Below are 12325 nucleotides of genomic sequence, written 5' to 3'. Positions count from 1 at the left end.
CCTGCCAATGGAACGCCATAATCTGTCGACCTTATCCAGCGATCTCGACTGTCGACCTTCGCTGTCGACCGTATCTGTCGACTGAAACAACGGGCGCCTGAGCGCCCGTTGCCGTCGCCGCCATTCGAAGCAGGCCCCCGGGCCCTTCCACGACACGGGGTGTTCACCTTGTCCACTCAGCTTTCTTCGCTCCTCGAACGCCTGCGCGGCCCGGCGGCCGCACGACGCTTCGGCCGCCTGCGCCGCGGCATTGAAAAGGAGGGGCTTCGGGTCGACGACCGCGGCGTGATCGCGGCGACCTTCCATCCCCGGGCGCTGGGCTCCAAACTGACCCATCCCCATATCACCACGGACTACTCCGAGGCGCTGCTGGAGTACATCACGCCGGTCTACAGCCGTCCCGACGAGGCGCTGGAATTTCTGGCCGATCTCCATCGCTACACCTATCGCCATCTGGACGGAGAGTGGATCTGGCCGGCCAGCATGCCTTCCCGGCTCAATGGCAACGACAGCGTGCCCATTGCCGACTACGGGAGCTCCAATGTCGGCACCATGAAGCATGTCTATCGTCGCGGCCTGGACGCTCGCTACGGGCGGATCATGCAGTCGATCGCCGGCATCCACTACAACGTGTCGCTGCCAGACGACCTGTGGACGCTGCTGCAGACCCTGGACGAGCAGGAGCAGGTGTCCATGGGCGAGTACCGCTCGTCGCGCTACTTCGGACTGATCCGCAACTTCCGGCGTCATAGCTGGCTACTGCTGTATCTGTTCGGTGCCTCTCCGGCCATCGATGACAGCTTTCTGGATGACGGCGAGATTCCCGAGGGTCTGGAACGTCTCGGCGAGCGCACCCTGGTATCTCGCTATGCGACCAGCTTGCGGATGTCCGATCTGGGCTACCAGAACAAGGTGCAGGATCAGCTCAAGATCTGCTTCAATTCGTTGTCGAATTACGTCAACACCCTGCGCCATGCCATCGCCACCGGCTGGCCGGACTACGAGGCGTTGGGTGTGCGTGATGGCGATAGCTGGCGTCAGCTCAACGCCAACATCCTGCAGATCGAGAACGAGTACTACAGCGATATTCGTCCCAAGCGGGTCACCCGTCACGACGAGACACCGAGCCAGGCCCTCGAGGCCCGTGGTGTCGAGTACATCGAGGTCCGCTGTCTGGATATCGATCCCTTCGCTACCCTGGGGATCGATGCCGCCCAGACCCGCTTTCTCGACACCTTCCTGGTGTGGTGCCTGCTGTCCGACAGTCCCTGGATCTCCGACGAGGAGTGTGACCACCTGGACGACAATCGGCGCCTGGTGGTGGAGCGCGGTCGCGAGCCCGGGCTCGAGCTCAATGACCGAGGCAACCGCCGCGGTCTGGTCGACTGGAGTCGTGCCATCGTCGCCGAGATGCGCGAGGTCGCCGCGCTGCTCGACCAGCTCGAGGATGGCAGTCCCCACCAGCAGGCGGTGGACGCGATCGCGCCGCGCATCGATGATCCGTCGCTGACGCCTTCTGCTCGCGTGCTGGCGCGCCTCGAGGACAACGGTGAGGAGTTTGTCGAGGCCATGGTCGCCATCGCCCGTGAGCAGGCCGCTGCGCTGGCTGACGAGCCGCTCAATCGGTGTCGTGCGTCCATGCTGGAAGACCTGGTCGAGACCTCTCATCAGCAGCAGCGGGAGATCGAGGCATCCGACACCAGCGATTTTGCTCAATTCCTGAGCGACTATTTCAGCCGAGCCCGGGAGACCCGGGCGTTGGCACCCACGGATCAACCGACCCATAGCGGAGAGAGCCTGAAATGAGCGAGTGGAGCCTGCGGCAGTGGAGCCTGGCGGGACTGGGCTTTTGCGTGGCAATGATGGCCGTGGCCCTGGGGCTTGAACACCTGGTCGGGCTCGAGCCCTGTCCGCTTTGTGTGTTTCAGCGGGTGGCGGTGATCGCGGCGGGGCTGGTGTTTGCCGTGGCCGCGCTGCATGGACCTCGTGGTGCATTCGCCACAGTGGCCTACAGCGGTCTGGCGGCCCTGGCGGTGTTCTCCGGGATCGCTGTCGCCGGGCGTCATCTGTGGCTGCAGTCGCTGCCGGCGGATCAGGTGCCGAGCTGTGGCCCCGGTCTTGACTACATGATCGATGTGCTGCCGCTGCAGAAGGTCATCGCCTCGGTGTTGTCCGGCTCCGGCGAGTGCGCCGAGGTCGGCGCTACCCTGCTCGGGCTGTCGCTGCCAGGCTGGACGATGATCGGCTTTGTGGTACTGCTGGCGGTGCCGGTGGGCATGCTCACGACGCTGCGGGCCACGACCAGCGGCTATCGCTGGAACGGCTGAAGCTTGGCGGTAGAGGCGTTCTCTGCGCCGTTTTGCTGTCGGTGATGACGGCCAATCAGGTACTTGGCATGCATTCGTTGACAGGGGCGGCGGCACGAGGGAGTCTGTTCATCCGCCTGGATTCGGGGTGAGGCAGTGCTAGGGAGGCCGCCATGTTGGAAGATTGCAAGACCGCTCGCGAACGCTGGGGAGGCGTCCATCGACTGATCGACCGCTGGCTCGAGCAGCGCGAGGGTTTGCTCGTTGTCTTGAATGAGCTCGAACAGTCATGCGATGCGGATCTGGAAACCATCACCAAGGAACGCATCGACACCTTCAGCGAGACGCTGATGGACTACATCAGCGCCGGCCATTTCGAGGTCTATCCGCAACTGAGGGAAGAGGCGCGTGCCTTCGATGACACGTCGGCACTGAATATCGCCGATCGTCTGCTGGAACGCCTCGAGATGTCCACCGAACTGGTGCTGTCCTTTGACGAGGACTACTCTACTCCGGTGCGCTGCCAACGCTTTCTGCCGCGTTTGCCGGCCTGGCTCGAGCGTCTGAAGAAGGGCCTGTCGGAGCGCTTCGGCCTGGAAGATCAGCTGATTGCACGGCTCCACGACGAGCACGCCCCCGCCGAAGGCATCTCCTGACAGGGGGTGCCGGCGGTGAAGGAGGGTAGTGAGGGCGGACCGTGAGGGCGGACAGTGAGTGAGAGGGTGAGTGAGCGCGCAAGTCCAACGCGGCGCCTTGATCGCTTTCGATAACACCGAAGGCTTTGGTGGCGTCGTTCGCACCAGGCCGCCGATTTCGCCCGCTCCCGATACTCAGAGGATCCGACACTTCTGGATCTGGCTCTTGAGGGCCGCCACGTCAGGTCGTCCAGGCGGACGTGTCTGGCGACAACCCAGGTCGGCGGTGCGAGGCCAGGTCAATTGCGTCGGGCCAATTGAGTTTTGTGCACTGCAAGCATAAGATTTTCCGCGTCCTGAACGCCGCCCGAGGCAGCCAAGGTGTCGGCCGACGTCTGCATGATGCCGCCCGGGCCCCTTCACGGCGACAATCCCAAGGAGCCATGATGAAAGACCCCGTACGTATTGCCATCACCGGTGCCGCCGGTCAGATCAGCTACTCTCTCGCCTTCCGTATCGCCGCCGGCGATATGCTGGGCCCGGACCAGCCGGTCATCCTGCAGCTGCTCGAGATCACTCCGGCCATGGAAGCGCTGAATGGCGTGGTGATGGAGCTCAACGACTGCGCCTTCCCGCTGGTTCAGGACATCGTCGCCACCGACGATGCCAACGTGGCCTTCAAGGACGCCGACTTCGCCCTGCTGGTGGGTGCTCGTCCGCGCGGTCCGGGCATGGAGCGCAAGGACCTGCTCGAGGCCAACGCCGCCATCTTCTCCGCCCAGGGCAAGGCCATCAACGACAACGCCAGCCGTGACATTCGCGTGCTGGTGGTGGGCAACCCGGCCAACACCAACGCCCTGATCGCCTCCTGCAACGCGCCGGACCTCGACGCCGGCCAGTTCACCGCGATGATGCGTCTGGACCACAACCGGGCCAAGACTCAGCTGGCGCAGAAGGCCGGCAAGCACGTCACCGACGTCGACAGCATGATCGTCTGGGGCAACCACAGCGCGACCCAGTACCCGGATCTGTCCCACTGCAAGGTGGACGGCAAGCCGGCCTTCGACCTGGTCGAGCGCGACTGGTACGAAAACGACTTCATCCCGACCGTGCAGCAGCGTGGCGCCGCCATCATCAAGGCCCGTGGTGCATCCTCCGCTGCATCCGCCGCATCCGCCGCCATCGATCACATGCGTGATTGGGCGCTGGGCAGCGACGGCATCGTCAGCATGGGCATTCCCGCCGACGGCAGCTACGGCGTCGAGCCGGGCATCATGTATTCCTACCCGGTGGTGTGCAAGGACGGCAAGTACGAGATCGTCCAGGGTCTCGAGGTCGACGAGTTCAGCCGCACCAAGATGAAGGCGACCGAAGACGAGCTGCGCGAAGAGCGCGCTGCGGTCGAGCACCTGCTGGGCTGATATCGGTCTCGCAAGGCCCGACAGGGCCTTGCACAGCATCGCCGGCACGTCGACCAGTGGTCATCGTGCCAACGAAGAACCCCGCCACAATGTGGCGGGGTTCTTTTGTGGATGGCGTCGGTGTCGTGCGAGGGGCTTGTCTCAACCGCGCTTGGCTCAACCGCGCAGGGAGATGATCTTCCAGCCCTTGGCCTCGGCGACTTCGCGCAGGGCCGGGTCCGGGTCCACCGCGACCGGATGATCGACCTGCTCGAGCAGCGGCAGGTCGTTGTGGGAGTCGCTGTAGAACCAGGCGCCGTCGAGGGTGTCGTCGCGCTCAGAAAGCCACTGTTCCAGGCGGGTCACCTTGCCCTGCTGAAAGCTCGGCACGCCGCTGACCCGGCCGGTGTAGCGGCCATCGACGAGCTCCGGTTCCACGGCGATCAGGTCATCGATGCCCAGGCGTTCGGCGATGGGGCCAGTGATGAAGCGATTGGTAGCGGTGATGATCAGAAGGGTGTCGCCCCGTGCGCGGTGGCGGGCGATCAGTTCCTCGGCCTGGGGCAGGATGGCGGGCTCGATCTTGCTGGCCATGAACTGCTGGTGCCAGGCGGCGAGCTGTTCCATGGAATTGTCCGCCAGTGGCTTCAGGGCCACCTCCAGGAAGGCCATCATGTCGAGACGACCGGCGTCGTAGTCGGCCTTGAAACGGTCATTGGCCTCGCGATAGGCCACCGCGTCCACGGCGCCCTGCTCGAGCAGGAATTCGCCCCAGGCATGGTCGCTGTCGATCGACAGCAGGGTATTGTCCAAATCGAAGATGGCCAGACTCAAGGTGTGTCTCCCGGCGCTTGGGTGAGGCGACCTCCCGGCCCGGCGATCTGTGTCGGAGTGGCCAGCAACAGGCGTACGTCATGCCCATGGGCCCCTGGCCCGGGAAGGCCACAAAGGGGGCGATTATGTCAGAACCTCGGCAGGGGTTCGAGATGTCGTATTGATGCGCTTCGAGCCATTGTGGAAGAATGCAGTCAATACCGATTGGAAAGGTGAAGCCCGTGATCGACGCAGACGGCTTTCGCCCCAACGTTGGCATCATCATCGTCAACGACCAGGGGCAGCTGCTATGGGCGCGTCGGGTAGGGCAGAACGCGTGGCAATTTCCCCAGGGAGGCATCAAGTCAGATGAGACGCCCCAGCAGGCTTTGTTCAGAGAGCTCCACGAAGAAATCGGCCTGACCGCCGAGGATGTGGAGGTACTGGCCTGCACCAGGGGGTGGCTACGCTACCGCCTGCCGCGACGCATGGTTCGCACACATTCGCGCCCAGTGTGCATAGGACAGAAACAGAAGTGGTTCCTGCTGCGGATCCGCTGCCAGGAAAGCCGCATCTGTGTGGATGGCACCCCCAAGCCCGAGTTCGATGGCTGGCGTTGGGTCAGTTACTGGTATCCGCTGGGGCAGGTGGTCCCGTTCAAGAGGGAGGTCTACCGCCGAGCACTACGTGAGCTATTGCCTCGCGCCCAGAGCCTGGCGCTGGAGAAGGGATGAATCCAGCGCCCGCGGCAGCACATCAGCCACGTCGGCGAGAGGCCGGTGGCGTTGCTGCCTCCCACTTATCGTTCGGTCGCCCCATGGCCGGACCAGTACAAGAACAGGGGTGAGACCTTTCCATGCTCAAGGTCCTGCAACGAATCATTCAGGAGGTCAACAGCGCGCGCAGCCTGGACGCGGCGCTGGCGACCCTGGTGCGCCGGACACGCAAGGCGATGCAGACCGATGTCTGTTCGTTCTACCTGTTTGACGGCGAACGCGATGCGCTGGTGCTGATGGAGACCATCGGCCTGAGAACCCAGGCGGTGGGCCAGGTGGCGCTGCCGGTAGGGGAGGGGCTGGTCGGCACCGTGGCCCGCCGCGAGGAACCGCTCAACCTGGAGGACGCCCAGGCTCACCCCAGTTTCCGTTACTTCGAGGCCACCGGTGAAGAGCGCTACTCGAGCTTTCTCGGTGTGCCCATCATCCATCAGCGCCGCATGCTCGGTGTACTGGTGGTGCAACAGGCAGAGCGTCGTCGTTACGATGAATCCGACGAGGCCTTCCTGGTCACCATGGGCGCCCAGCTTGCCGGCGTGCTGGCCCATGCGCTGGCTACCGGTGGGTTGACCTGCCCGGCCTTTCCCGGCGTCCAGGCGACCTTCATCGGGGTCGCCGCCTCACCCGGCATGGCCATCGGCGAGGCGGTGGTGCTGTCACCGCCGGCCGATCTCGACAGCGTGCCGGATCTGGTGCCCACCGACGTCGAGTTCGAGATCGCGCGGCTCAAGGACGCCATCGCTCGGGTGCGCGAGGAGATTCGTGCCGCCGGCGAGCGGCTGGCCAATCGTATCTCGGCCCAGGAACTGGCGCTGTTCGACGTCTATCAGCAGATGCTCGGCGAGGCGGCGCTGTCCCAGGAAGTCGAAAAGCGTATCCGCGAGGGCCAGTGGGCGCCCGGCGCCCTGGCCGACGTGGTGCGCCGCCATGTGCAGTATCTTGAGCGTGTGGACGACGATTACCTGAGAGAGCGTGCCGCCGACGTGCGCGATCTCGGACGCCGAGTGCTGGCCCATCTGCAGGAAGAGTCGCCGCGGTTGCCCGAACACTACCCCCAGGGGGCCATCCTGATCGGTGACGAGATCAGCGTCGCGCTGCTTGGCGAGGTGCCCCGGGACCGACTTGGCGGACTGATCTCGGTACGAGGGTCGAGCAACTCCCATGTGGCCATCATCGCCCGTGCCATGGGGATTCCGCTGGTGTCGGGGATGATCGACCTGCCATTGCCGCGACTCGACGGCGCCCCGCTGGTGCTGGATGGTCACCGAGGGCGCGTGTTCGTGCGTCCTGGCCCGGAGCTGGTGGCCCATTACCAGAGCCAGATCGACGAGGAGAAGGCCCTGGCGGCGCTGCTCGAACACGAGCAGGACCTGCCCAGCGTGACCCCGGACGGTCACGCCATGACGCTGATGGTCAATACCGGACTGACCGTCGATACGGTCGCATCGCTCAAGACGCGTATCGGCGGGGTTGGCCTGTATCGCACCGAAGTGCCGTTCATGATCACCGAACGTTTCCCCGGCGAGCAGGAGCAGACCCGGCTGTACAGGGAGCAGCTCGAGAGCTTTGCCCCGCTTCCGGTGGTGATGCGGACCCTGGATATCGGTGGCGACAAGGACCTGCCGTACTTCCCCATCGAAGAGGCCAACCCCTTCCTCGGCTGGCGCGGTATTCGCGTCACCCTGGACCACCCCGAAGTGCTGATGGTACAGCTGCGCGCCATGCTCCGGGCCTCCCAGGGGCTCGACAACCTCGAGCTGCTGCTGCCCATGGTGACCAATGTCGATGAAGTCGATGACACCCTGAAGCTGATCGAGCGGGCGATCATCGAGCTGGGTGAAGAGGGGGTGGACGTGCGCCGGCCGCGCCTCGGGGTGATGCTCGAGGTGCCGGCGACGCTCTACCAGCTCAAGGCACTGGCGGCGCGGGTCGACTTTTTCTCCGTGGGCAGCAACGACCTGACCCAGTACCTTCTGGCGGTGGATCGCAACAACCCGCGGGTCGCCGACCTCTACGATTCCTGTCACCCGGCGGTGCTGTCGGCGCTGCATCGCCTGGCCGCCGAGAGCAGCGAGCTGAACGTGCCGACCTCGGTGTGTGGCGAACTCGCCGGCGACCCGGCTGGCGCGCTGCTGCTGATGGGCATGGGCTTCCGGGTGCTGTCGATGAATGGCCCCAACCTGCCCCGTGTGCGGGCGGCCATTCGCCGGGTATCGCGGGAGGCGGCAGCCGAGCTGGTGGAGCAGACCCTTGCGCTGGATACGCCAGCGGAGGTGCGCGCCCACCTGGCGAACCGCATGCAGGCCTGGCAGCTGGCCCATCTGCTGCCGCCCAGGGATTGAGCGAGGCAGCGGCCGTCAAGGAAGGCCGCGCGCCTTGGCATCTCGCAGCGTGGCCAGCGACGCTTCAGCCGTCTCGTTCGATGGTCAGCGCCAGCCGAGTCTCGCCCTGAGGCCGCCCGCCCGGGCCGAAGCGCCGTTCAGAGATGTCGAAACGCTCGCCGTTCACGTCGCGGTGCAGCGTCAACTCGCTGGTGGCACGGGTGCCGTAGTCGTCGCCGACGATAAAGGCCGGTGACAGGAAGCGTTCGAGCTCCAGCCCCACGCCGGTGTCCGGCAGGCTAGCGTCCGGCGCCGGGTGGCGGTCGAGGAAGCCCTGGCGGGCGTTTGCCAGGGAGGCGTGTCTGGCCTCGGCGATGTCTTCGGCCAGGGCGTTGCGCACCTGGACCAGCTTGGGCCAGGGGGTATCCAGAGAGGCGTTGGACAGGCCGTGCACTCCGGCCTCGACCGCCTGCAGTGCGCAGCCGTGGCGATGCCGCTCGAGGTGCCAAAGCCGCTTGCCGTCGCCGATCAGCAGATTGAAGCCACCGTAGCGCAATGCCTCGCCCGCACTCTGGCATTCGAGCCAGGCCTCGAGGTCATCGGTTTCGAGGCCACGGCGCACCAGCAGGCCGCGGCTTTCGCTCGGTTGCGGTGGTATCAGTTCGGGGTCGCGAACATTGGTGATGGCGGCGAAGCGGCCGCGACGATGGATGCCGAGCCAGGTCCCGCCGGCCTCGAGGTCGCGACCGGCGACCAGTCCCGGGGCGTCCGGCCAGGCGGCCAGGGGCGCGGTGGGGCGCGAGTGGACCTCGTCGCGGTTGGCGATCAAGGTGATCGGCCGCGCACTGTCCGGGGCGAAGTGAAAGGCAATCAGGCACATGGGCGCAGCGTAGCCGGATTTTCTGCCCAGGGGAATCCGGGGAGAGCCTGCAACTGTGCCACCATGACAGGCTGCGGCCGGCAACGTACACTCTTGGCTTCTTCATTCAACAGGATGGAAGATGGAAGGCGACGATAGCAGGGATCGCTTTTGGCGCAGGCTGGTGATTCCCATCCTGTGGCCGGTGGTAGCCGCCCAGGGGGTGCTGCTGGCGCTGTGTCTGGTGCTGGGCGCCTCGCTGCACTGGCTGATGCCCGCCGCCGCCGGCTGGAGCACCACCCTGTGGATCGTCATGGGTCTGCTGGTGGGCACCACGCTCAACATCCTCGTCTTCCTGGTGCTGCTCAAGCATCGCCTATCCCGCGCTCAGCGTGACTTCGACAGCCTGCTCGAACGGGTCGAGAGCCAGTTGTCGCCACAACTCGATGGCCGGCACGAAGCCCCCTCGCAGGAAGACTCGCTGATGGAGCGAGTCAGGTGGCTGCTCGAGGCCATCGACGCTCGACCGAAGGCAGGCCAAAGACGGCGTGGCAGTTCGCCTGACGTCGAGAGCGGTGATGCGGTTTGGCTCGAAAGCCAGGGGGAAGTCAGAGCAGATATCGGAGTAGATTGCCGAGCAGAGAACACGCCGGATTCGCTGGGCGAGCCCAGCGACTGGGAGCACGAAAGCCGGCGCCTGGCAGCCGCGCTGTCCCGCGCCAGAGAAGAGTCGCGTCTGAAGTCGAGCTACCTGAGCCACGTCGGCAAGGCACTGGCGCCCTTGATCGCCGAGCTCGATCAGCTGATCAACCGGGCCGGCGACGGCGCCGAGCCCGAGGCGTTACGCCGACTGAGCGATATACGGTTGTTGCTCGACAACCTCGAGGACGGCACCGACACGGCGCCTGTGGCAGAGCCTTCCGAGTCATCGGCCGACGAAGCGACACCCAGGGTGCTGATCGTCGACGACGGTCCGGTCAACCTGATGCTGGCGCGGGAGGTTCTCGAGCGCCGAGGCGTCGAGGTGGTGACCGCGACCCGCGGAGAGGAAGCGTTGGAGCGGCTGGCGGCGGTTGCCGTCGATCTGGTGCTGATGGATATCGTGCTGCCGGATATCGACGGCGTCGAGACCTGCCGTCGTCTGCGCGCGATGGAGGCGGCGGATTCGGGCCGCCCGCGTGCGGTGGTGATCGCCCTGACCGCCAATGCCAGCGACCAGGACCAGGCGCGCTTTCAGCAGGCCGGCATGGACGCCTGGCTGGCCAAGCCCTATCGTCCCCAGGCGCTGCTCGAACTGCTCGATCACTGGTTGCCGCTGCCGACGAGGTCGGTCTGATGCTGGCGTCCCTGGTCTCCTATCTGGCGCTCGGCACCGCGGCGGGCTTCCTGGCCGGTCTCTACGGCGTGGGTGGCGGGCTGATCATCGTGCCCAGCCTGATGACGGTATTCGCGCTGCAACAGGTGTCCGGCGAGGTGGCCATGCACCTGGCGGTGGGGACCTCGCTTGCGACCATCGTGATCACCGGCGCCTCGTCCGCCTGGGGCCACTTTCGCCGCGGCAGCATTCGGCGTGACTGGCTGGTAGCGCTGCTGCCGGGGCTGGTGATGGGCGCCGTGCTCGGGGTGTTCGTCGCCGGCGCCCTGTCGGGTGGCCTGCTCGGCACGCTGTTCGGTGTCTTTCTGCTGCTGGTCGCCGCCAAGCTGGTGCTGGGGCGCTCGCCCAAGGCGGGGCGTCAGGCACCCGGGCGTGGCAGCATGGTCGTCGCCGGCGGTGTCATCGGTGGTGTCTCTGCCCTGTTCGGTATCGGTGGGGGGACACTGAGCGTTCCCTGGCTGATTCGCTGCGGTGCCAGCATGACCCAGGCGGTCGGTACCTCGGCGGCCTGCGGACTGCCCATCGCCCTGGTCGGTGCGGTGACCTTCATCGCCGTGGGCCTTGGTGATCCGCGACTGCCCGATGGCGCCTTCGGTTTTGTCATGCTGCCGGCGCTTTTGGGGATTGCCCTGACCAGCGTTCCCTGTGCGCGGCTTGGTGTGCGACTGGCGCATCGGTTGCCTGCTCGGGTGCTCAAGCTGTCGTTCGCGCTGTTGCTGACGGTGGTGGGGCTCGGCTTCCTGCTGTAGCGAACCGTCGCCGCCGCTTGCTGTCCTATTGCCGCTGTGGCGTTTTTCTGGCGGTCATCCGCTCGTATAGCGCTACGTTACTCTCTGGTCACCTCGGTCACTTTCAGGAAATCTACCGACTATGCTGTCTTATCCCCAGATCGATCCCGTTGCCATCTCGCTGGGTCCGCTCCAGGTCCACTGGTATGGACTGATGTACGTGGTGGGCTTTGTCGCTGCCTGGTGGTTGGGCTGTCGACGCGCCCACCGCATCGGCCTGACCCGGGACGACGTGGGCGACCTGCTGTTCTACGCCGCCCTCGGCGTGGTGCTCGGTGGACGCCTTGGTTACGCGCTGTTCTACGGGCTGGATCAGTGGCTCGCGGACCCGCTGTGGATCGTCAAGGTGTGGGACGGCGGCATGAGTTTCCATGGCGGCCTGCTCGGGGTGTTGCTGGCGGCCTTGCTGTTCGCCCGGCGCAAGCACCTGGCGTTCTTCACTCTGACCGACTTCGTCGCGCCGCTGGTGCCGATCGGCCTGGGGGCCGGGCGTATCGGCAACTTCATCAATCACGAGCTGCCGGGCCGCGTCACTGACCTTCCCTGGGGTATGCCGTTCCCTGGCTACGGCCCCGAGCCGCGTCATCCTTCCTCGCTGTACGAGGCGCTGCTCGAAGGCCTGGTACTGTTCGTGGTGCTGTGGTGGGTGTCGAGCACACCGCGACGTCGCGGCCTGGTCTCTGGTCTGTTCCTGTTGATCTACGGCTTGAGCCGTTTCGCCGTGGAGTTCGTGCGTCAGCCAGACCCGCAGCTTGGCTTCATTGCCCTGGGCTGGGTCACCATGGGCATGCTGCTTAGCCTGCCGATGATCCTGTTCGGCGTGCTGTTGGTGGCCTGGTCTCGCCGCCAGCCGGTGGATGCCAGTACCGCGCCTGCGGCCGGCTAGGCGCTGACGAGCCGCCGATGCATGATGCAGCCGCCTTGGCCGCGCCCGGTTGGACACGCCCAAGAGGCTGCGTCACGCAGACCGGGCCCCGGTGGCCGCGCCAAGCTGGCCGCGCCAAGCTGGCCGCGTCTGGCATCGAAGCATGCCGGGCAGTACAATTGCCGGT

11 protein-coding genes are annotated in these 12325 nt (G+C 65.6%); 9 read left to right on the top strand and 2 right to left on the bottom strand.

The features are described from left to right. Positions 1 to 159 precede the first annotated feature (159 nt). From gshA to EBB56_RS02520, 4 genes are all read left to right on the top strand, one after another. Positions 160 to 1806, top strand: coding sequence for a glutamate--cysteine ligase (gene gshA, locus EBB56_RS02535; protein ID WP_375037771.1), 1647 nt, complete (start codon positions 160 to 162; stop codon positions 1804 to 1806). Next, on the top strand, positions 1803 to 2327 hold the full coding sequence (locus tag EBB56_RS02530; RefSeq protein WP_124802660.1) for a disulfide bond formation protein B: 525 nt from the start codon (positions 1803 to 1805) through the stop codon (positions 2325 to 2327). The genes gshA and EBB56_RS02530 overlap by 4 nt, the downstream gene beginning before the upstream one ends. A 152-nt stretch (positions 2328 to 2479) precedes the next feature. Then, positions 2480 to 2962, top strand: coding sequence for a sigma D regulator (gene rsd, locus EBB56_RS02525; RefSeq protein WP_045994140.1), 483 nt, complete (start codon positions 2480 to 2482; stop codon positions 2960 to 2962). Positions 2963 to 3387: 425 nt separating this feature from the next. Beyond that, positions 3388 to 4362, top strand: a complete 975-nt coding sequence (locus EBB56_RS02520; RefSeq protein WP_045994141.1) for a malate dehydrogenase — start codon at positions 3388 to 3390, stop codon at positions 4360 to 4362. Between the two features lie 156 nt (positions 4363 to 4518). On the opposite strand, the gene EBB56_RS02515 is transcribed toward EBB56_RS02520, so the two are convergent. Beyond that, complete coding sequence (locus EBB56_RS02515; RefSeq protein WP_045994142.1) at positions 4519 to 5175, bottom strand: HAD family phosphatase; 657 nt, start codon at positions 5173 to 5175, stop codon at positions 4519 to 4521. Positions 5176 to 5396: 221 nt separating this feature from the next. Between EBB56_RS02515 and EBB56_RS02510 the strand changes: the two genes are divergently transcribed. Together EBB56_RS02510 and ptsP are read left to right on the top strand one after the other, a co-directional pair. Then, the gene (locus tag EBB56_RS02510) at positions 5397 to 5888 is read left to right on the top strand and encodes an RNA pyrophosphohydrolase (RefSeq protein WP_045994143.1); all 492 of its coding nucleotides are present in this window, start codon (positions 5397 to 5399) and stop codon (positions 5886 to 5888) included. A 122-nt stretch (positions 5889 to 6010) separates the two neighbouring features. After that, a complete protein-coding gene (gene ptsP, locus EBB56_RS02505) occupies positions 6011 to 8272 on the top strand; it encodes a phosphoenolpyruvate--protein phosphotransferase (RefSeq protein ID WP_124802658.1) in 2262 nt (753 codons plus the stop codon). A gap of 64 nt (positions 8273 to 8336) precedes the next feature. On the opposite strand, the gene EBB56_RS02500 is transcribed toward ptsP, so the two are convergent. Then, entirely contained in the window at positions 8337 to 9131 is a 795-nt protein-coding gene (locus tag EBB56_RS02500; RefSeq protein ID WP_124802656.1) for an NRDE family protein, read from the bottom strand. 121 nt (positions 9132 to 9252) lie between these two features. On the opposite strand from EBB56_RS02500, the gene EBB56_RS02495 reads away from it, so the two are divergent. The 3 genes from EBB56_RS02495 to lgt all read left to right on the top strand — a co-directional run bounded on the left by EBB56_RS02495 (position 9253) and on the right by lgt (position 12159). Beyond that, positions 9253 to 10446, top strand: a complete 1194-nt coding sequence (locus EBB56_RS02495) for a response regulator (protein ID WP_124802654.1) — start codon at positions 9253 to 9255, stop codon at positions 10444 to 10446. Next, entirely contained in the window at positions 10446 to 11234 is a 789-nt protein-coding gene (locus tag EBB56_RS02490) for a sulfite exporter TauE/SafE family protein (RefSeq protein WP_045994147.1), read from the top strand. The genes EBB56_RS02495 and EBB56_RS02490 overlap by 1 nt, the downstream gene beginning before the upstream one ends. Positions 11235 to 11355: 121 nt before the next feature. Then, positions 11356 to 12159, top strand: a complete 804-nt coding sequence (gene lgt, locus EBB56_RS02485; protein ID WP_045994148.1) for a prolipoprotein diacylglyceryl transferase — start codon at positions 11356 to 11358, stop codon at positions 12157 to 12159. Positions 12160 to 12325 lie beyond the last annotated feature (166 nt).

The organism is Halomonas sp. YLB-10 (assembly GCF_003856855.1).
GTDB classification, from domain to species: Bacteria; Pseudomonadota; Gammaproteobacteria; order Pseudomonadales; family Halomonadaceae; genus Halomonas; species Halomonas litopenaei.
This window is presented reverse-complemented; position numbering and strand designations above follow the sequence as displayed.